Source organism: Bacteroides intestinalis, from assembly GCF_003464595.1.
GTDB classification, from domain to species: Bacteria; Bacteroidota; Bacteroidia; order Bacteroidales; family Bacteroidaceae; genus Bacteroides; species Bacteroides intestinalis_A.
The window spans coordinates 103,609-124,996 of the sequence record NZ_QRZF01000020.1; the positions used below are offsets into that span (position 1 = coordinate 103,609).

22 protein-coding genes are annotated in these 21,388 nt (G+C 34.5%); all 22 read left to right on the top strand.

Annotated features, from left to right (window positions below; all coding sequences use genetic code 11):
• The first annotated feature begins 2 nt into the window (after positions 1–2).
• Positions 3–227, top strand: a complete 225-nt coding sequence (locus DWW10_RS21180; RefSeq protein ID WP_118422189.1) for a phosphopantetheine-binding protein — start codon at positions 3–5, stop codon at positions 225–227.
• A gap of 6 nt (positions 228–233) precedes the next feature.
• Positions 234–1,448 (top strand): ANL family adenylate-forming protein, encoded by a 1,215-nt coding sequence (locus DWW10_RS21185; RefSeq protein WP_118422190.1) that lies wholly within the window; start codon positions 234–236, stop codon positions 1,446–1,448.
• On the top strand, positions 1,445–2,167 hold the full coding sequence (locus DWW10_RS21190) for an SDR family oxidoreductase (protein WP_118422191.1): 723 nt from the start codon (positions 1,445–1,447) through the stop codon (positions 2,165–2,167). Before DWW10_RS21185 ends, DWW10_RS21190 begins: the two co-directional genes overlap by 4 nt.
• Positions 2,168–2,174: 7 nt before the next feature.
• Positions 2,175–3,365, top strand: a complete 1,191-nt coding sequence (locus DWW10_RS21195) for an NAD-dependent epimerase/dehydratase family protein (protein ID WP_118422192.1) — start codon at positions 2,175–2,177, stop codon at positions 3,363–3,365.
• 33 nt (positions 3,366–3,398) lie between these two features.
• Entirely contained in the window at positions 3,399–4,223 is an 825-nt protein-coding gene (rfbF, locus tag DWW10_RS21200; protein WP_118422193.1) for a glucose-1-phosphate cytidylyltransferase, read from the top strand.
• Positions 4,216–4,632 carry a polysaccharide biosynthesis C-terminal domain-containing protein gene (locus DWW10_RS21205; RefSeq protein ID WP_259320516.1) on the top strand — a complete coding sequence of 139 codons (417 nt, stop codon included), beginning with the start codon at positions 4,216–4,218 and terminating at the stop codon, positions 4,630–4,632. The genes rfbF and DWW10_RS21205 overlap by 8 nt, the downstream gene beginning before the upstream one ends.
• Before the next feature lie 2 nt (positions 4,633–4,634).
• Positions 4,635–5,711 carry a CDP-glucose 4,6-dehydratase gene (rfbG, locus tag DWW10_RS21210; RefSeq protein ID WP_118422194.1) on the top strand — a complete coding sequence of 359 codons (1,077 nt, stop codon included), beginning with the start codon at positions 4,635–4,637 and terminating at the stop codon, positions 5,709–5,711.
• A gap of 8 nt (positions 5,712–5,719) precedes the next feature.
• The gene (locus tag DWW10_RS21215; protein ID WP_118422195.1) at positions 5,720–6,643 is read left to right on the top strand and encodes an NAD-dependent epimerase/dehydratase family protein; all 924 of its coding nucleotides are present in this window, start codon (positions 5,720–5,722) and stop codon (positions 6,641–6,643) included.
• 80 nt (positions 6,644–6,723) lie between these two features.
• Complete coding sequence (locus DWW10_RS21220) at positions 6,724–8,187, top strand: MATE family efflux transporter (RefSeq protein WP_182021502.1); 1,464 nt, start codon at positions 6,724–6,726, stop codon at positions 8,185–8,187.
• Positions 8,169–9,155, top strand: a complete 987-nt coding sequence (locus DWW10_RS21225; protein ID WP_118422197.1) for a glycosyltransferase family 2 protein — start codon at positions 8,169–8,171, stop codon at positions 9,153–9,155. Before DWW10_RS21220 ends, DWW10_RS21225 begins: the two co-directional genes overlap by 19 nt.
• 182 nt (positions 9,156–9,337) lie before the next feature.
• Positions 9,338–10,339: a polysaccharide pyruvyl transferase family protein gene (locus tag DWW10_RS21230; RefSeq protein ID WP_118422198.1), complete on the top strand. Its 1,002-nt coding sequence runs from the start codon at positions 9,338–9,340 to the stop codon at positions 10,337–10,339.
• On the top strand, positions 10,336–11,301 hold the full coding sequence (locus DWW10_RS21235) for a glycosyltransferase family 2 protein (protein ID WP_118422199.1): 966 nt from the start codon (positions 10,336–10,338) through the stop codon (positions 11,299–11,301). The genes DWW10_RS21230 and DWW10_RS21235 overlap by 4 nt, the downstream gene beginning before the upstream one ends.
• A gap of 106 nt (positions 11,302–11,407) precedes the next feature.
• Complete coding sequence (locus DWW10_RS21240) at positions 11,408–12,520, top strand: hypothetical protein (RefSeq protein ID WP_147350483.1); 1,113 nt, start codon at positions 11,408–11,410, stop codon at positions 12,518–12,520.
• A gap of 678 nt (positions 12,521–13,198) precedes the next feature.
• Complete coding sequence (locus DWW10_RS21245) at positions 13,199–13,567, top strand: LbetaH domain-containing protein (RefSeq protein WP_205730722.1); 369 nt, start codon at positions 13,199–13,201, stop codon at positions 13,565–13,567.
• Positions 13,564–14,652: a glycosyltransferase family 4 protein gene (locus DWW10_RS21250; RefSeq protein ID WP_118422202.1), complete on the top strand. Its 1,089-nt coding sequence runs from the start codon at positions 13,564–13,566 to the stop codon at positions 14,650–14,652. The genes DWW10_RS21245 and DWW10_RS21250 overlap by 4 nt, the downstream gene beginning before the upstream one ends.
• Complete coding sequence (locus DWW10_RS21255; protein ID WP_118422203.1) at positions 14,649–15,758, top strand: ATP-grasp domain-containing protein; 1,110 nt, start codon at positions 14,649–14,651, stop codon at positions 15,756–15,758. Before DWW10_RS21250 ends, DWW10_RS21255 begins: the two co-directional genes overlap by 4 nt.
• On the top strand, positions 15,759–16,496 hold the full coding sequence (locus tag DWW10_RS21260; RefSeq protein ID WP_118422204.1) for a DUF2334 domain-containing protein: 738 nt from the start codon (positions 15,759–15,761) through the stop codon (positions 16,494–16,496). It begins immediately after the preceding gene.
• A gap of 1 nt (position 16,497) precedes the next feature.
• Positions 16,498–17,595, top strand: a complete 1,098-nt coding sequence (locus DWW10_RS21265; RefSeq protein ID WP_118422205.1) for a glycosyltransferase — start codon at positions 16,498–16,500, stop codon at positions 17,593–17,595.
• A gap of 70 nt (positions 17,596–17,665) precedes the next feature.
• Complete coding sequence (locus tag DWW10_RS21270; protein ID WP_118422206.1) at positions 17,666–18,790, top strand: glycosyltransferase family 4 protein; 1,125 nt, start codon at positions 17,666–17,668, stop codon at positions 18,788–18,790.
• Positions 18,787–19,839: an NAD-dependent epimerase gene (locus DWW10_RS21275; protein ID WP_118422207.1), complete on the top strand. Its 1,053-nt coding sequence runs from the start codon at positions 18,787–18,789 to the stop codon at positions 19,837–19,839. Before DWW10_RS21270 ends, DWW10_RS21275 begins: the two co-directional genes overlap by 4 nt.
• Positions 19,840–19,856: 17 nt before the next feature.
• Positions 19,857–21,173 carry a UDP-glucose dehydrogenase family protein gene (locus DWW10_RS21280; protein ID WP_118487352.1) on the top strand — a complete coding sequence of 439 codons (1,317 nt, stop codon included), beginning with the start codon at positions 19,857–19,859 and terminating at the stop codon, positions 21,171–21,173.
• 48 nt (positions 21,174–21,221) lie between these two features.
• The coding region (locus DWW10_RS21285) for an NAD-dependent epimerase/dehydratase family protein (RefSeq protein WP_147350484.1) at positions 21,222–21,388 on the top strand (167 nt) is incomplete at its 3' end.

Here is a 21,388-nt window from a genome sequence, read left to right on the forward strand (position 1 = left end):
AAATGAAAGAAATAGTTTTGGCTATCATAAATGATATTCGTGCCACAAAAGAACTACCGGCCGTATCAAGCCTTAATATAAACGATAACTTGCGTAGTGATTTGAGCTTGACCTCCTTTGATCTTGCCGAATTGACTGTCCGTATTGAGGACGAGTTTGATATTGACATTTTTGAGGACGGTCTTGTGAACACTGTAGGAGAGTTGTATACAAAGTTGGAGAAATAGAACAGTATGACTATTTTTTTGTACAATGGGGAATTGTCGTATAGTTATGCAGACCTTTTGGAAGCTGTATGCATGGATGATTATGTCCCTTTATTGAAAACTCATGATATCTTCAGATACTTTTCTAATCTGATAAAGGCACTGGTCAATAATAAGCCTTTGGTATTGCTTGATTCCGATCTTAGTCTATCCGAATTGGGGGGGATAAGTGAAGAAAAAGTTAATATCGTAGAGAAACTTCAAACAAGAAAATTCTTTTCAATGGATGAAGTGGTTAAAGCTTTGCAACAATCCGCTTCTGAAATTACGATATTTACTTCCGGAACGACAGGGCAACCTAAAAAAGTTATTCATAGCGTACAGAGCCTTTCTCGTTCGGTTCGTTGTGGTGAAAGGTATTGGGGACAGGTTTGGGCATATGCCTATAATCCTACGCACATGGCTGGGCTTCAAGTGTTTTTTCAAGCTTTTGAGAATCAGAATACTTTGGTAAATGTGTTTGGCCTTGGCCGGAATGAAGTTTATAATCTGATAGAGAAGTATTCTGTAACTCACATTTCAGCTACTCCTACCTTCTATAGGCTGTTACTCCCTTTGGAAAAAGAATATTCTTCCGTACAGCGAATTACTCTGGGTGGAGAGAAAAGTGACCAATGTCTTTATGATGCTATTCACAGCATATTTCCTCTAGCTAAGATTAATAATATATATGCTTCTACAGAGGCAGGGTCTTTGTTTGCAGCAAAAGGCGATTGTTTCCAGATTCCTGCTTCCATCCGTGATAAATTCATGGTTGTGGATGATGAATTACTTATTCATCGTTCATTGTTGGGATGCTCGGAGAGTTTTAGTTTTGATGGAGATTATTATCATTCAAATGATTTGGTAGAATGGGTCAATCAACAAGAAGGTATTTTTAAGTTTAGAAGTCGTAAAAACGAACTGATAAATGTAGGTGGCTATAAAGTTAATCCCGGAGAAGTGGAGCTTGTTATCAATGCAATTGAAGGCATCCGTCAGTCACTGGTTTATGGTAGGTACAATTCTGTTCTGGGTAACATACTTTGTGCTGATATCCAATTAGAGGATGGTGCTCTGCTGAAAGAAGTTGATATTCGTCGTCAACTCAGGGATAAGTTGCAGGATTTTAAAATTCCCCGTAGAATAAAGTTTGTAGAGACATTCACTTTGACAAGAACCGGAAAATTAAAAAGATTATGAACTATTTAGTAACAGGATGCTCACGTGGGGTAGGCCTTGAAATATGCAGGGTCTTATTGCAGCAGGGACATATTATATATGGTATAGCCCGTTCTTATACAGATGACTTTAAGGCGTTGGAAGCGGAGTTTAAAAATAAACTTTTCTTTAAAAGTATAGATTTGGGTGATAGTGAAAATGTGCACAGAAATGTGTTCAAGGAATTTGTCAATAATAGGATTCAGCTTCATGGGTATATTAACAATGCTGCGATGGCTTATGATGATATTGTCACGAACTTGAAATTGGATAAGCTACACTCCATGTATTCGATAAATGTTTTCACTCCGATGATGATAACTAAATATGTCTTACGTAATATGCTGCTTCATCATACAAAGGGAAGTATTGTCCATATTTCTTCTATTTCAGTACATACAGGTTACAAAGGACTGGCTATGTATGCATCCAGTAAAGGTGCTCTTGAAGCTTTTTCCAAGGATACGGCAAGAGAGTGGGGTGAACTGGGAATACGCAGTAATGTGGTTGTTCCCGGTTTTATGGAGACGGCTATGAGTTCTACGCTTACCGATGAACAAAAAAATCGTATTTATAAACGTACTTCAATGAAAGCTGCTACTCCTGTCCGTTCGGTGGCAGAGACGGTAGCATTCTTATTGTCAGAGGGGGCTTGTGGCATAACAGGGACGGAGATAAGGGTGGATAATGGAACTATTTGATTGAGGAATGAGGGTTTTATTGATTGGAGGTACAGGAGTTCTTTCTTCTGCAGTCACAGCGGAAGCTTTAAGGCAAGGTATTGCAATCACGATGATTAATCGTGGACGAAATGTGAAAAACTTACCGGATGGTGTGGAACTGATTAAATCTGATAGAAAGAACTATTCTTATATCCGTCAACAATTAGAAGGTCGCAGTTTTGATGCAGTTATGGATTATCTTTGTTACTCGGACAAAGATACGGCAGAGAGTGTAAATCTTTACAAAGAATTTACTAAACAATATTTTTTCATCTCTTCATGCGCTGTATATAATACTAGGCTTGGTGAAGTTTGTCATGAGGATTCTCCTAAAGTTCTTCCTGTGTGGTCCTATAGTGTGAACAAATGGGCTAGTGAACAGCATTTAATGAAATTACTTGAAGGCAGTGATGTGCACTATACTATTATTCGTCCGTGCGTAACTTATGGAAACACTCGTATCCCATACGGAATTTCGCCTATATATGGTTATCATTGGACACTTGCTGCTCGTATTCTTGCCGGAAAACCAATTATACGTTGGAACGGTGGAATAAACCGTTGTAACATAACACGTGTCGAGGATTTTGCTATGGGAGTAGTAGGATTGATTGGTAATACAAAGGCATATGACGAAGCTTTTAATGTTTGTGGCGACGAAGCACCATCTTGGAATGAAGTCTTAAGTTGTATTTCTAGAATCATTAAGAAAGAAATTAAAACCATTGATTTGCCAAGTACTTTTTATGCTCATGAAATGCCTTCACGCAAAGGTGAAATTCTTGGTGGTCGAAGTATTGATGCCATTATGGATAACTCTAAATTGAAATCTGTAATACCTGATTTTCAACAAACATTATTTATTGAGGATGGTATAAGAAAAACGATTGAAGCTTACAAGATGAACAACTATGAGGCTGGTATAGATTGGTTTTTTGATGCAGATACAGACCGTATAATTAGCAAGTGGTGTAAAAGCAAAGGAATTGATACAACTAATTATCATCTAAATTTTATTGATTATTTAGGGAATGCTACTGCCTCTGACAAAATTCAATATTTATTTGTTAAAAATAAGAGCAATTTTTTCTTTTTTATAATATACAAATCATTTAACCTGATGAAAAGGATTATTAGAAAGTTAAATGGCATGTTTAAGCTAAGGAAAACACAATAATACAATTGTAAAATTGATACAAATTTCTAATATATGAAAACTGTTCTGCTTGCAGGAGGTTTCGGCACTCGTATATCCGAAGAATCTCAATTTAAGCCAAAACCGATGATTGAAATAGGCGGAATGCCTATCCTTTGGCATATCATGAAAGAGTATGCGTACTATGGCCATACAGAGTTTATCATTTGTGCAGGTTATCGTCAGGAGTATATCAAAGAGTGGTTTGCCAACTATTATTTGCATAATTCTGATGTTACATTCGATTATCGTAATGATAATAATCAAATGATAGTGCACCAAAGTAATCTAGAACCTTGGAAAGTGACGATTGTAGATACAGGTTATAACACAATGACTGGCGGTCGTATCAAACGTATTCAAAAATATGTAGGTAATGAACCTTTTTTTATGACCTATGGTGATGGTGTGTGTGATGTAAACATCAATAACCTGCTATCATTCCATCAGCAACATGGTAAAATCGCAACTCTAACCGCTGTGAAAATGATACAAGAGAAAGGTGTACTAAATATTGGTGGTAATAATGCAGTGAAATCATTCCGTGAGAAGAATATAGCTGATGGTGCAACTATCAATGCTGGCTACATGGTACTACAATCCGAAATTTTCAATTTATTGACTGGTGATGATTGTATATTTGAAAGTACACCATTGGAAACTCTTGCTCATGAAGGCCAACTTATGTCATATATCCATGAAGGATTCTGGCAATGTATGGACAATATAAGAGAAAAAATGATGTTAGAGAAATTGCTAGCAACGAATAATGCTCCATGGAAAAAATGGGATAAACAGGTGCTAAATTTTGAATACAAAAATGAGGTAAATAATGGATGATATGTATCCGCTCACAGAAAGGATTAAAATCATAGAGCGTCATCTTATAGCAGATGAGAGGGGGTGGTTTTTAAAGGTAATTACTGGTACAGAAGATAATATTCCCTCTCATACAGGTGAGGTTTATTTAACAATGGGAAAACCAGGTCAGTCTAAAGGTGGACATTACCATCTACAAGCATTAGAGTGGTTTACAATTATTGAGGGAGATGCAATGCTCAAACTTGAAGATATTACCACGCATGAAAAGCTTGAAATTGAAATGTCACTAAGCAAGGCTATTACAGTCTTTATACCAAACAATGTCGCTCATATTATTACAAACAATGGCGATAAAAATTTTATCTTACTATCCTATACAGATAAACTCTATGACCCTAAAGATACAATAGTATATAATTTTGAATAGAAATGGTAGATATATTTGATGACTTTTATAGAGGCAAACGTGTACTTATAACTGGGCATACAGGTTTCAAGGGTTCGTGGCTTTCTATTTGGTTACACGAACTAGGTGCAGAAGTGATAGGAGTAGCTTTAGATCCATTTTCACAAAAAGACAATTTTGTACTCTCAGGAATTGGGGGGAAAATAAAAGCAGATATACGGGATGATATACGGGATAGACAAAAGCTGAAAAATATATTTTTAGAATATCAACCGGAAATTGTATTTCATCTGGCTGCGCAACCATTAGTACGTCTCAGCTATGAACAACCAGTGGAAACCTACGAAGTTAATGTAATGGGTACCATCCATGTGTTGGAAGCTATTCGTAAGACACCAAGTGTTAAGGTTGGTGTTATGATTACTACTGACAAATGTTATGATAATAAAGAACAATTACAAGGATACAAAGAAACAGATCCTTTTGGAGGTTACGACCCCTACTCTTCTTCTAAAGGAGCTTGTGAAATAGCCATCCAATCTTGGAGAAGAAGTTTTTTTAATCCTGTAGACTATGGTAAGAAGCATACTGTATCAATTGCATCTGTTCGTGCTGGAAATGTTATTGGTGGTGGAGACTGGGCATTAGACCGTATTATTCCAGATTGTATTCGTGCATTGGAAACTGGTAAAGTGATTGATATCCGTTCACCGAAAGCTATTCGCCCATGGGAGCATGTTCTTGAGCCGTTATCCGGTTATATGATATTGGCTCAAAAAATGTGGGACAACCCTACGGGATATTGTGAAGGATGGAATTTTGGGCCTGAAGCCGATGGCTTTTCCACTGTTTGGGAGGTAGCTACAGAATTGATTAAAAACTTTGGTTATGGAGAATTGAAAGATTCTTCAGATTCTAATGCTGTTCATGAAGCCAAGTTATTAATGCTTGATATAAATAAAGTAAAAGCGAAATTAGGTTGGAAGCCAAGAATGAATATGCAACAATGTATGGAACTAGTAGCAGATTGGTATAAAAGATATCAAAAAGAAGATGTATATCAGATTTGCATAGACGAAATTAATCAATTCCTAAAATAGACGAATCCATGAAAATTTCAATAATTGGGACAAATGGAATGCTTTCAGTTGCTTTAACAAAATATTTCTATTCTAATAAAGACGCTCAAGTAGATGTTTACGGTCTTGACGTCCCTAAGGGGTATGAATGTAGCGTTTTCTATGCTATAGATTTATTGAAAGATACATTACCATTTGAAAATCTTATAGAATCTGACATTATTTTCTATGCTTCAGGCGCAGGCGTACAAGCAGCTTTACAAACTGACCCTACATTAATATATAATCTTAATGTAAGTGTCCCAATTGAAATATCCATTCAATTAAAGAAAAGAGGATATAGAGGTATATGGGTGTCTTTTGGTTCGTATATGGAGATAGGAGTAAATAAAGAAGAAGAGAAATCATTTACTGAAGAGGAGATTGTATGTTCATTTTTACCAGTAACAAATGATTATGCTTTAAGTAAACGACTTTATACTCGTTACATAAATGATTTTAAAGCAGATTTCATTTTCTATCATTTCATATTGCCCAATATGTTTTCAGAAGATGACCTAAAACCTGGCACACGATTAGTACCTTATACACTACAGTATTTGCAAGATTATATAGCTGATAAAAATCCTCAGACACCAAGATTCAGTTCAGGATTTCAAACTCGTCAATTTATTACACTAGAAGAAATGATTCAAACAGTTGATAGAACGATTGGTAATAAAGTATCTTCTGGTATATATAATATTGGTGGTGGTGAGTTTTTAAGTATTCGCAATCTTATTGAAAGGTTATTTGATATCTATAAAGTTCCTTGTAAGCCAGAATATTTTGGAAATGAGATAAGAAGAGATAATGAAATAAAGAGTCTTTGCATTAATGGAAATAAATTGAAATCTTTGATCTTTAGTTTGCCTGAGGCTAAAATAGAAGAAATATTTAAGCCTAAACTGTAAAGAATTAATTGATGCAATCAACTGGTAATAAGACTATCGTAAAGAATACGATAATGCTATACATACGATTGATCGTAAATATGATAATTACATTGTTTACTGCACGTGTTGTATTGCAAACATTGGGTGTTGAAGATTATGGTATTTATGGAGTAATTGGAGGTGTTCTCTCAATGTTTTCATTTCTAAATTCCTCAATGAGTGGAGCAACATCTAGATTTCTGACTTATGAATTAGGTAAGGGAAGGACGAAAAGATTAGCTGTAACTTTTTCAACATCAATCATTGTACATATAGTAATAGCTTTATTAATAGCTTTTTTATGCGAGACTATTGGAATATGGTTTATTAACAATAAATTAATCATTCCAGAAACTCGATTAATAGCTGCTCATTGGGTTTTTCAATTTGCAATATTTTCTATGATTGTAAGTGTAACGCAAGTACCTTATAATGCCACAATATTTTCTCATGAAAGGATGGATGTATATGCATATGTGGAAATAGTTAGCTCAATATTAAAATTATTAATTGTTTATTTGCTTGTTATAGGAAATTTTGATAAACTGATTCTTTACGCTATTCTAAATTTTAGTGTAAATTTTATAATAGCCTTATATTACAGATATTATTGTGTCCGTTATTTTGAAGAGTGTAGATTTCATTGGATATTAGATAAACCATTATTAAAAGAGATGCTTAGTTTTTCAGGCTGGGATTTGTATGGTAACCTAAGTGTTATGGCTAGAACACAAGGAGTCAATATGATTTTAAATATGTTTTTTGGCCCTATCATGAATGCTGCAGCTGATATCGCATCTAGAATACAATCACTAATAATGAACCTCTCTACTAATGTTTCGATAGCAACAAGGCCACAAATTGTTTTAAATTACTCACAAGGAAATCATGAGAAAATGATTTCACTTATGCGAGATGGAGCTCGTTTGACTTTCATACTGATGTTACTGTTCTCTGTACCATTAATATTTGAAATACATTATATTTTAAAATTATGGTTAGGAGTAATCCCAAAACACACAGAAATGATTTGCATCTTGACTTTATTATGGAATTTAGTAGTTGCCATGAATATAACAACCAATCATGTTGTCCAAGCCACAACTAAAATTCGTCTGGTTAGTATAGTATCAGGTACATGCTTCTTATCTGTTATTCCTGTAACCTATTTCTGCTTTAATACAGGTGTCGATTATTGGTTTCCATTTGCATACAATGTCATGATGGCAGCTATTTGTCCTGTCATAGGAGGATATACTCTACAGAAATACATAAAAGGGTATAGTATTAATAAGATCATGTTGCCAGACCTTTTGCGAGATTGGGTAGCATTGATTATCATATGCTTAGTATGCTATTTATTTATACAAAATGTGAATGAAGGTTTTATACGTGTATTATACACTTGCACCATATCAACGATATTAACTTTATTCGCAGGCTATTATATAGTATTTCCAGCAGAGCGACGCCAAGTAATTACAAATTTTATTATTAATAAAATATGGAAAAGAAAGCTTTAGTTTCTTTGATAACTCCCTGTCATAATTCAGCAGCATTCATTCATCGTTTATTTGATTCTGTATTAAATCAGACATATCCTAATATTGAAATGATAGCCGTTGATAACGACTCAAAAGATAATACAGCAAAAATTATTAAGAATTACATACCTCTTTTCAATAAAAAGGGGTATAGATTGATATATTTGCATGAAGAAGATTTAGGTCCTTCAGCTGCAATTCAAAATGGGTTAAAACACATTAATGGAGAATATTTATTAATGCCAGATAGTGATGATTGGTACTCAATGCCCACTTCTATCGAAAAATTTGTAACAAAATTTGAGGAATTACCAGATGTTTACGCCATTTTGCGCTCACAGATTCAGTTTATTGATGAAAAAAGTATGTTACCCATAAAAATAGCATATAAAGACTTTCCCACTGATGATCCAGGTACGCTTTTTGAAGATTGTCTATTTGCAAAAAATGGATATAACTTTGCACCTATAGGTTATATGGTTAAAGTATCGAAATTGCGAGAACAAACAGGATTACAAATTTTCAATGCATATAATATGGGACAGCAAAGACAGATTTGTCTTCCTTTATATTACAATTACAAAGCATGGACAATACCTGAACCTTTAGTAAATTACTTAGTCCGATCTAATTCAATTAGCCATGGTAGTTATAATAAATATGAAACTCAAAAAGAACTTCATGAAAAAATTTATTCATACATCTCTACGATCTTAAATTCTATAACAAACATGCCAATAAAAGAGAAAGAAATGTATTTGGATAAATATATGAGGCAATCAATTAAGAGGATAGCCTATCAAGCATGTAATAATAATGATAAAAAAGGACTGAGAGCTTTTGTTAATGAATATAAAACATATGGGGGTAATAGATTCTTGCTGATAATTTTACTTAAGATCCAGCAATTGAAGGCGCTGAGAAAGAAAGTAAGCGTCCCAAAATGATGTATTGCTCACTCCTATAAAAGCACCGACCTTTGCTGCTGTAATTAAAAAATAAAAACATATGTATAGCAGTAGCAATTTTGGTATTTGTTCATTCGTTACAAAGCGGATGCAATGCCTCGAGAAGAGTCCGTCCAGGAATTCTGTTTGAAAAAACAAAGTACCCTAAAATCCCTTTCACAATGAAAATAGGAATAATAACTTTACCACTTGAATCTAATTATGGTGGAGTTCTTCAAAATTGGGCTTTACAGATGTTATTGCGCAGGCTGGGACATGAGCCTATAACCATTGATTTTGAAAAGAGATCAATTTTTCGACTAATAATGGTTAACCTAAAAACTATCCTTTTACATTTTTATGGCAAGAAAAGACCTTTTGTAAGGTGGAAAGATTTAGAAAGAAATCCTCTGTTTGATAAGTTTATAAAATCAAACATTAATTTGTCTAATTTAGTTAATCATTATTCGAAAAAAATAATCAAACAATATGGAATTGAAGCCATAGTTGTAGGCAGTGATCAAGTCTGGCGTCCCAAATATTCACGACCATTTCTTTATGACCGATACCTACGATTTATAAAAGGGATGCCTATTAAGAGGATTGGTTTTGCTATTTCATTCGGTGTTGATTCTTGGGAGTATAATGTAGAAGAAACCCCAAAGTGTGCATTGCTTGCTGCAAAATTTGATGCTTTGTCCTTTAGAGAGCAATCAGGCGTGAAGTTATGTAAGCATTATCTCAATTGCGATGCTATTCAAGTTTTAGATCCAACATTACTTATCTCAAAAGATGCTTATATTGAATTATGTAGTTGTGTTCCAGTTAGTAAAGAAAAATATATAGCTTCGTATATTATTGATAAGAACTGGAATACGGAAAAGATTCTATTACGGAAGCATACTGAATTAGGTATTCCTATAAAAGAATTTACTGCTAACAAAAATGCTACCATCTCGATAGAAGAATGGTTGGCTATGTTTCGAGATGCTGAATATATAGTGACAGATTCATTTCATGGTACTGCTTTCTCTATAATATTTGGGAAAAAATTTCACTGTATATATAATGAAGATAGGGGTTCGGAACGATTTATAAGCCTCTTAACATTGTATAATATGGGGGAATTAGAAAAGTATAAAAAGATAAGTATTGAATTCCTTTATAAATCTCTAAGCATATGAAAAATGTTAAAATATCTATAATTGTTCCAATTTATAATATGGAACAATACATCGGGGAAACGATAGAGAGTGTTCTTAAGCAGACGATGTCTGATTGGGAACTTATTCTTGTAAATGACGGTAGCAATGATCGTTCACTGGATATATGCCGTGATTATGCCACCCATAATGTTCGAATCAAAGTTATTGATATGTCTAATAGTGGTGTTTCGGCAGCTAGAAGATGTGGATTACAAGTGGCAAGCGGTGAATATGTTACTTTCCTTGATGGAGATGATTTACTTTTTTCAGATGCTTTAGAATATGCTTATAGGACACTAAAGTTATGGAATGTGGATATGTTATCTGGAAGTGTTCAAAGAGGTTTAGAATCAGGTGCTAAGATTCAGCGGTTAAAAGATAAACTGTATAATATGAAGTCATATAGTGAAGCGCATGCCAGATATAAAATAAAGATGGGTTTACATGCCGATTTCATAAGGCGATCCGCATTAATGAAACATCAGGTGATTATTGATAGAACGATAGTTAATAATGAAGATTACTTATTCAAATTATTTGTTATTCAAGATATCAATACTGTATATACAACAAGTAAGGTACTTCATCTATACCGTTATAGAGAGGGTAGTGCATGCCATCGAGAGTATCCTGTTGCCTATTGGTATCATTATTTTGAATACTTTAAATCTCAATATGTAACTTATAATGTTCATAGAGATATTTATCTTATATCCAAACTAACGAAGCTAACGAGCTTAATTAGAAATCATGATTATGAATTCGATTTTCAATCTGTTGAAATAAGCGATCTCAAGGAGTTGCCGATAAATATATGCCTTAATATTTACACTGTGCTAACATTGATTTCTGTCAAGATGAATTCACGCATTTTTATACCTTTATTGAAATTTCATCCCAAAGCACTACTAAAGAATATATTCTATGTGTCAATTCCTTAAAATAGTAATCCTTTATTTATATCATTTATTTATAATATTTGGATTCCTGTTTGAGATACCGATATATGGACCGCTTACTACACGTAGATTGTCTGTGTTAATCGGAATGATTATACTTCTTATTAATAAAAAGAATGCAGCGAAAGTGTATAGCTATTTTAGTAAGAAGAAAATAGGTACTTATTATGCTTTATTTCTCTTTTGCGCCTTGTTGAGTTTGTTTAATGTTTCTTTTCAAACGTCAATGAAAAATACTTATTTAGAAATATGGTATTTTTTTTATATGATTTTATATATACTGGTATTTGCAGTATTTTTAGTAGTTGAGTTCAAAGATATAGAGAAACTTGTATATGTATATATTGGTGCTTTTGCTTTGCAGTTTGTGATTGTTTTGTATGGGTTACTTGATAACAACTTCTTGATTTATATATATGAGAATTGGTATTTCGGCGACGATCGATTTGCAGAGACAGTAAGCAAAGGAACAAGGTTGATGGGCATAGCTTTAAATAGTTCAAATGGTTCAATTACATGTAGTTCGGCTTGTGTTTTAATTGCATTCGCTTATATTACCGGAAGACTTAATAGATTCTTGTTCTATTTATCATATTCAATGATGATGATTCTTACTATATTTATTGGTCGTACTGGAGCATTAGTTGAATTAGCATTATTAGTTTATATTATTATGATTAACTTCAAACTTAGCAATATATTTATAATTATTGGTTTTATTTTCTGTGGTGTCTCAATAATCACTTATTTATTGGGAGAAGTGTCTCCTTTAGCTGCGGATGCTCTATCGGGATGGATAATGGGAGCATTTGACCCAGAATCACGTTCTGAGACAATAAATGGAATAGCTGCGGTTGTTCCTAGTTTGTCGCCTGAAATGATATTTGGCACAGGAGTTATGCGAGGGAGGGCTGATTCTGGGATTGTAGTCGGATCTGATAGTGGTTATGTAAAATTTTATGGTGCTATTGGTATTATAGGTGCTTTTTGCTATTATCTTGCTTATTTAAAGTTGTTTAGTTTGCCTATGAGAAAGTTTGTTTTAAGGAAGTTGAAATTTTTCTTTTATTTTGTTATAGTACTGATATATATAATTGAATACAAAGAGCCCTTTTTAATGTATTATACCCTACCTTGTGCTTTTCTGACGGTTTTATTGTTTAATGAATTTTATGCTAGAAAAAATATTAATATAGAATGAATATTCTCATTCAGCAAATAACTATCCGACTTCTGGCTATCATTTTCAAACTGTTATCGGTATGCTGTGTAGAGAACTGTCATTGCAGGGATATGATGTACTTGTAGCTTCATTGTGTGCTTTCTTATGCTAAATATTGTATTAAAGCAGTACCATACCATTATGCAAAAGATGTTTCTACACATAGAGGAACAAAATAGATCCATATATTGGACCTAAAATATATGTTTTACGGAGAGGGCGATTCTTGAAATCTACTTTTCTTGGATTACTCAAAAAGTAGTTAGTAGTTGTGTAGAACTATTTTGATATTTTATATAGTTAATTGGGGTTAGTACTCTAAACATCTTCTTTCGTGAGATTGCGCTTGATCGCTGAATCTGTTGCCAATGAAAATAGGCCTAAATAATAATAAGCACTAAAAAGCAATTCCTTTTTCGACATGCTTTATAGAAAATTTGCCTCTTGCGACTTTGGGGATTCTGTGTGTCAAAATTGGATGATAGTAAAATTTATAAAAAATAAAGGTATAAAATGTATAATGTGTATTCTGTTGATTATAAACGTAATAAGGGGGGAGGGCATACGCTTCGCTTTTTACGTGTACTGAGGCTCTTTCAATGTAGTAAAAATAAGATAGTTAAATTTGTTTGTAAACTAATATTAAGAAGATATCGATTGAAGTATGGACTTGAAATACCAGCTGAGACTATTATAGGCAAGGGACTTTACCTCGGTCATGCATTCAATATTACGGTGAACGATCTGGCAGTAATTGGTGATTATTGTAATCTGCACAAAGGAGTGGTGATAGGCCGTGAAAACAGAGGTCCGCGCAAAGGTGCTCCTACTCTTGGTAATAAAGTGTGGGTAGGTATTAATTCTGCCATAGTAGGAAATGTTATTATAGGTGATGATGTACTGATTGCTCCATGTACTTATGTTAATTGTGATGTACCCTCTCATAGTGTTGTATTTGGCAATCCTTGTGTTATCAAACATAGAGATAATGCAACAGAAGGGTATATTAATAATATAAATGAATGAAAAGAATTCTTTGTCTGATAGATACTCTTGGTATGGGAGGAGCCGAACGTCAAATGATTGGATTGGCGCTTTTCCTTAAGCAAAACGGATATCATGTTGATTTGATAACATATTGTGAACATGATTTCTATTCAGAATTGGTTCAGAAATATGTTATAGGTTCAGTTACGTTACATACAAAGAATAATAAGTGGTCGAAATTATATGCTATCCGTAAGTATATCAAGGAGACAGGTGGTTATGATTGGATGATTGCCTACAAGGATGGTCCTACGATTATTGGTTGTATACTAAAGATGTTTGGGGGAAAATTTCGTTTGATAGCCTCTGAGCGAAATACTACACAATGTCTTTCGCTAAAGGATAAAGTAAAGTTTTTCTTGTATCGATGGGCAGACTACGTGGTACCTAATGCATATGCACAAGAAAAGTTTATCCGGACAAACTTTCCTAAGTTAAGTCAATCTGTTACTACTATAACCAACTTTACAGATACAGATTATTTTGTTCCTATTGCTCAGCCAACTAATAAGAAGTTCATTATCATGACAGTGGCTCGTGTGGCACGACAAAAGAATGTTTCTAACTATCTGGAAGCAATTAAGCGCCTTAAAGAGGATGGTCTTACAAATGTACATTTTGATTGGTATGGTGATGTACAAACGAAAGAAGAGACCTATGGCGATATGTGCTTCAAGAAACGCTTTGAGTTGGGAATTGAGGATATGATTGACTTCCATCCTGCAACGACAGAAATTTTAAAACATTACCAAAATTGTGACGTATTTTGTCTTCCGAGTATTTACGAAGGTTTCCCAAATGTAGTGTGTGAAGCTATGAGTTGTGGTAAGCCAATTGTTTGCAGTCGGGTATGTGACAATCCTCATATTGTACAAGAAAATCAGAATGGTATATTTTTTACTCCAACTGATGTAAACTCCATCTATGAGGGTTTGAAGTATATTATCAATATGCCTAAGGAAGATTTGCAAATATGGGGAAAATATAGTCGAGAGATTGCGGAGTCGTTATTCTCTAAGAAAGCATTTTTTCAGAAGTATATTAAACTTATAGAATCTTTATGAACTATATAAAAATAAATGTTTTAGTAATTGGAGGAGGAACTCACCACAATGCGCTTGGAGTTATTAGGACTTTAGGACTATCCGGCTATGGAGTTGAACTTATCACAATAGGTAATCTTACAAAGAATTATATTACCAGTAGTAAATATATATTAAAGCATTATGCTCTGGCAGATATAAAAGAGTTGGCGGCTTATCTGTTGTACCGCGAACCTAAATCAGAAAAAGAAATTATTATTTCGTGTGCTGATGTAGTTACTGAACATTTGAATCTCTATCAGAGAAAACTTTCAGAACGATATATACTTCCTGGAATACCTACGGAAGGAAAAATGCCGGAGTTGATGGATAAAACTAATATGATCAAAATGGCTGCCAAGAGAGATATTTACTCTCCTGAGGTTTGGAGTTTACCTATAGATATAACTAAAGTGACATTTCCTTGTATCACAAAATCACATATTAGCAGTCATGGCGGTAAATCAGATATCGTAATCTGCCGAAATAGAGAGGAGTTAGATACCTTCCTTGCAGGCAATAAGGATACTTTATTTGTTCAGGCGTATATTAATAAAAAGGAAGAGGTTCAGTTTATTGGTTGCTCTCTGAAGAATGGAGAAGAGATTATTATTCCGGGAATGACAAAAGTTCTTCGTTCTCAACCGAATACTAATACAGGTTTCCTTGAGTATGGTCCAATAGACCCTTTTTATGACAACATTGTAGAAAAGAGTAAGTTATACATCAAGGATTGTCAGTACTCTGGACTCTTTAGTATAGAGTTCCTCCGTGGACATGATGATAAGGTGTATTTTCTAGAGATTAATTTTCGTAATGATGGCAATGCCTATTGCGTTACAGCTAGTGGGATTAACTTGCCTGCGATATGGGTAAAAGCAAATCGAGGTGAAAACTATTATGATGAAATCAAAGAACCTAAGTTTGTTGTGGTAATGCCAGAATTTCAAGATCTGAAACTTGTTTTACAATGTAAGGTCTCATTATGGCAATGGCTGAAAGATGTAAAACGTACAGATGTATTTTTGGAGTATATGAAGGAAGATAAGCGTCCTTTCTTTCAATATATAATAGATAAAATCATATAAATGACTACTAAATATTTAATTCGACTAGACGATGCGTGTCCTACTATGGATTCTGTTAAATGGGAGAAGATGCTTGATATTCTTGACCGTTATGAAGTGAAGCCTATGGTGGGTATTATACCTCATAACGAAGACCCGAAATTGCATATAGATGTTGAGGATCCGAACTTTTGGCAGAAAGCTAGAGATTGGGATAAAAAAGGTTGGGCTATTGCGCTTCACGGATATAATCATTGTTATATTTCTGGAAAAGGCGGAATTAATCCTCTATGGAATCGTTCAGAATTTGCAGGAGTTTCGTTTGAAATACAATGCAAAAAGATAAAAGAAGGATTACGAATTCTTAATGGGCACGGTATCAATCCTAAATATTTTTTTGCTCCCAGCCATACTTTTGACGAAAATACTTTATTGGCACTAAAGAAATGCTCCGATATACGCATTATTAGTGATACTATTGCTACAAAGCCTTACAAGGATGGGGATTTTGTTTTTATTCCACAGTTGGGAGGACATTGTACAGAAATGAAAATCCCAGGAATATGGACATTTTGTTTGCATCCGAATATAATGAATGAGAATGATTTTGATGTTACGGAAACTTTCTTCAAGAATCATGTTAAAGAGATTATTGGATTTGATGATTTAAATTTAGATAGTATTGGTAGAAAGTCTTTGGGTAGTAGATTTCTTTCATACTTATATTTCACTTATAGGAAAATTAGAGGAATAAAGTAAAATGAAAATACTACATGTGATAGACAATATGAGTATGGGAGGAGCTCAGAGTTTATTGGTAGAGATGTTACCTGTACAAAAGCAAATGGGGAATGAAGTTCTTGTTTTAGAATTGAAAGCCTCAGAAGATAGAACATTAGCTAATAAATTACAAAAGTCTGGTATTGAAGTAAGAGCATTAGCAGCTATAAGAACAGAACGAAATGTTAAAAATATTTTTGAATTAATTCCCTATATTAAGCAATATGAGATAGTACATGTACATCTTTTTCCTGCAAATTATTGGGTCGCATTTGCTAAGATATTGAGTTTTAGTAATACTCCGATTATAACAACGGAACACTCTACAAATAATAAAAGGAGAAAGATACTTATCTTTAAATATATTGATAAGTTTATCTATAGCCAGTATGAAGAGGTCGTCGCTTGCGCTGATAAGGCTCTTGAAACCTTTAATAATAGATACAAAGGATTAAAGTGTATCTCAATACCCAATGGAGTTGATATAGCAAAGTACTTGGAAGCTGAGCCGTATACTAAGCAAGAACTTTTAGGAATTGGTGAAGATACTTTTGTTACTACAATGGTAGCTCGGTTTTATTATCCCAAGCGACAAGATACATTGATAGAAGCAATTGCTTTGCTACCAAAGCGCCATCATGCCGTATTTGTTGGAGGGGGAGCTACTGATGAAAATTTACAAGAAAAGATGACATTGGCTGAGAAAATGGGTGTTAGGGATAGAGTACATTTCTTATATATTCGTTCTGATGTTCCACGAATTCTAAAGTCTTCTGATGCAGTGTTGATGTCTTCTGAATATGAAGGCTTATCATTATCTTCCATAGAGGGGATGGCTTGTGGACGTCCTTTTATAGCTACAAATGTTAATGGTTTAAGAGAGGTTGTAGGGGGAGCAGGCGTACTATTTGAATGTGGAAATGCTATGGAACTTGCAGATATATTGCAAAGATTAGATTCAAATAAAGAGTATTACAATGCAATAACTAACAGTTGTTTAAAGCGTGCTAGTGAATATGATATTCGTAAAGTCGCAGAAAAGTATCAACAAGAATATATGAAAATTGCGAAAAAATAAACAATAACCTTTACTTTGACACTTTCAATATCCTTATTGGAGTTCTATAAAAATATTAGATGTATTGTTGATGGTTAAATTATTTATAATAGTCAATGTTGATTGGTTCTTTCTTTCTCATCGTAAAGACATTGCTTTAAGTGCTCAAAAAAACGGTTATGATGTTACTATTGTGACGAAAGATACTGGTAAAAAAACAGATATCAAAGCTTTGGGCCTAAAGATGATTGATTTGCCTATGAATCGTTCTGGGCAAAATATTATAGAAGAGTTGCATACATATTGTTTTTTGTATCGTCTCTATTGTCGTGAAAAACCCGATATTGTTCATCATGTAGGTTTAAAGACTATACTTTGGGGAACTTTAGCCGCAAAACTAGCAAAAGTACATGGAGTGGTTAATGCTGTTAGTGGATTGGGGATTTTTTTCTCAGAGGAAAATAAATCATTAGTTTCAAAAATTCTTCCTAAGATCCTTAGCTTTTCTCATCATCGTAAAAATCTCGCAGTAATTTTTCAAAATGAAGAAGATAAAGTTTTATTCTTGAAAAACTGGATTATAAGAGAAGAACAGGCTTTTATGATAAAAGGATCAGGTGTAGATTTGAATCAATATTGCTATGCTCCTGAACCGGAAAGTGGAAAAATTAAAGTTTTGCTTACTGCTCGTATGATTGTGGAAAAAGGAGTATTTGTATTAACAGATGCTGCTTTGAAACTAAAAGCAGAATATAAAGATAAAGTAGAGTTTCTGCTTTGTGGTGGATTGGATGACAATCCGAAAGCGATAAAGGAGGAAGAACTGAAGGCTGTATGTGATGGGGAGTATATCCAGTGGTTGGGATATCGTACGGATGTGCTAGAGCTATTGAAATCTTGTCATATAGTAGCATTTCCTTCCTATTACAAAGAGGGACTTCCTAAGTCGTTAATAGAGGCTACTGCTGTAGGACGTCCTATAGTGACCACAAATTCCATTGGATGTAAGGAAACAGTGGTAGATGGCTATAATGGCTATCTGGTTTCTGTGAAAGATAGTGATACGTTAGCTGAGAAACTGAAGATTCTTTTTGAAGATGAGGACTTGAGGCAGGATATGGGGCGTAATTCACGCAAATTGGCTGAAAGGGATTTCTCAATAGAAAATGTAATACAGAAACATCTTGAAATATATAATCAGTTGAATAAAACATGAAAATATTAGTTACCGGTGCAGCCGGTTTTATAGGTTCTTATGTGTGTAAGCGTCTGCTTAGTCGTAACGATGAGGTCGTTGGATTGGATAATTTGAATAATTACTATGATGTGAACCTGAAATATGGTCGTTTGGATACACTAGGTATCTCTAAGGAAAATATAGACTGGTATAAGTTTGTTGGAAGTTCTAAATATTCCTCTTTTCGTTTTGTCCGCATGAATCTTGAGGACAAACAAGCTATGCAGATGCTTTTTGCTAATGAGCATTTTGATAAGGTTGTAAATCTTGCAGCACAAGCTGGAGTAAGATATTCTATTGAGAATCCTTATGCATATGTGGAAAGCAATATCGATGGTTTTCTTAATATATTGGAAGGATGTCGTCATTATGAAGTGAAACATTTGATATATGCTAGTTCCAGTAGTGTATACGGCTTGAATGGTAAGGTTCCTTTCTCAGAGAAAGATAGTATTGCTCATCCGGTAAGTTTATATGCTGCTACGAAGAAATCTAATGAGTTGATGGCGCATACATATAGTCATTTATATGGTGTTCCTTCTACAGGACTTCGCTTTTTTACGGTATATGGTCCTTGGGGGCGCCCGGATATGTCGCCTTTTCTGTTTGCAGATGCTATGTTGCACCATCGTCCTATAAAAGTGTTCAATAAAGGGGATATGCTTCGCGATTTTACTTACATTGATGATATTGTAGAAGGTGTGTTGCGAGTGATAGATAATGTCCCGTCTCCTGACTTTAATTGGTGTGCAGAAATGCCGGATCCCAGCACTTCCACTGCACCATACAAGATTTATAATATTGGCAACTCGCATCCTGTGAGGTTGATGGATTTTATACAGGCTATAGAAGAGGCTATAGGTCATCCAGCAGAGAAGATATTTCTTCCGATGCAACCCGGTGATGTTTATCAGACAAACGCGGATACCACAGCGTTACAAAATGAATTAGGCTTTAAACCCGATAAACCTATCAAAGAAGGAGTGAAAGAGACGATAGAGTGGTATCGCTCTTTTTATCAACTATAAAAAATAATTAGGAAATTATGAAAATAGCAATTGTAGGAACCGGTTATGTCGGTTTAGTTACCGGTACTTGTTTTTCTGAAATGGGTATAGACGTTACTTGTGTAGATGTGCAAGAAAGTAAAATTGAAAACCTGAAGAAAGGGATTGTTTCTATTTATGAACCGGGATTGGAAGATATGGTGCATCGTAACTATAATGCCGGACGATTGAATTTTACGACGAATCTGGCAGATTGCCTGAATGATGTAGAAGTTGTGTTTAGTGCTGTAGGTACCCCTCCTGATGAAGACGGAAGTGCTGACTTGAAGTATGTACTTGAAGTAGCCCGTACTATTGGTCGCAACATGAAAAGGTATGTACTGGTAGTTACTAAAAGCACAGTTCCTGTTGGTACTGCACAGAAAGTAAAAGCTGCTATTCAGGAAGAACTTGATAAACGTGATGAGAAAATTGATTTTGATGTAGCTTCCAATCCTGAATTTCTGAAAGAAGGTGATGCCGTTGATGATTTTATGAAACCGGATCGTGTAGTGGTTGGTATTGAATCTGATAAGGCAAAGGATATTATGGAACGGCTTTATAAGCCTTTCATGATGAATAATTACCGTTTGATATTCACGGATATACCTAGTGCTGAAATGATAAAATATGCTGCTAACTCGATGCTGGCTACCCGTATTAGTTTTATGAATGATATTGCAAACTTGTGTGAATTGGTAGGTGCAGATGTTAATATGGTACGTAAAGGTATTGGTGCGGATAGTCGTATAGGCAGTAAATTCCTTTATCCGGGTTGTGGTTATGGTGGTTCCTGTTTTCCGAAAGATGTAAAAGCTTTGATAAAAACAGCAGAAAAGAATGGTTATCCGATGCGAGTGCTTAAAGCTGTGGAGGAAGTGAATGAAAACCAAAAGAGTATTCTTTTTGAAAAATTGTTGAAGCACTTCAAAGGTAATTTGAAAGGCAAACAAATAGCCATGTGGGGATTGGCATTCAAGCCTGAAACGGATGATATGCGTGAAGCTCCTGCTTTAATTCTGATAGATAAACTGATAGAGTCTGGTGCAATGGTGAAAGTCTATGATCCTATTGCAATGAAAGAATGTAATCGTAGAATAGGTGATAAAGTTATTTATGCCACGGATATGTATGATGCGGTATTGGATGCCGATGCTTTACTGTTAGTGACCGAATGGAAAGAGTTCAGGATGCCAAGCTGGGGAGTCTTGAAGAAAACAATGAAACAGTTGGTGGTGATGGATGGCCGTAATATTTATGATCAGAATGAATTGCAAGAATTAGGTTTTGAATACACATGCATTGGAAAACTCTGACATCAATAAAAAGTAAGTTGGTTAATATCTGAGGACTATTTTAATTTCATGAATATACTTATTACAGGAATTCACGGTTTTGTGGGCTCCAATCTTGTTGTTGCCTTAAAAGAGCATCATATTCTTTATGGTCTTGATATCGTCGCTCCTGACAAGGAGGGAGTAGTAAAGACTTTTGCTTGGGAAGATATTGAATCAACTTCTTTTCCAATGCA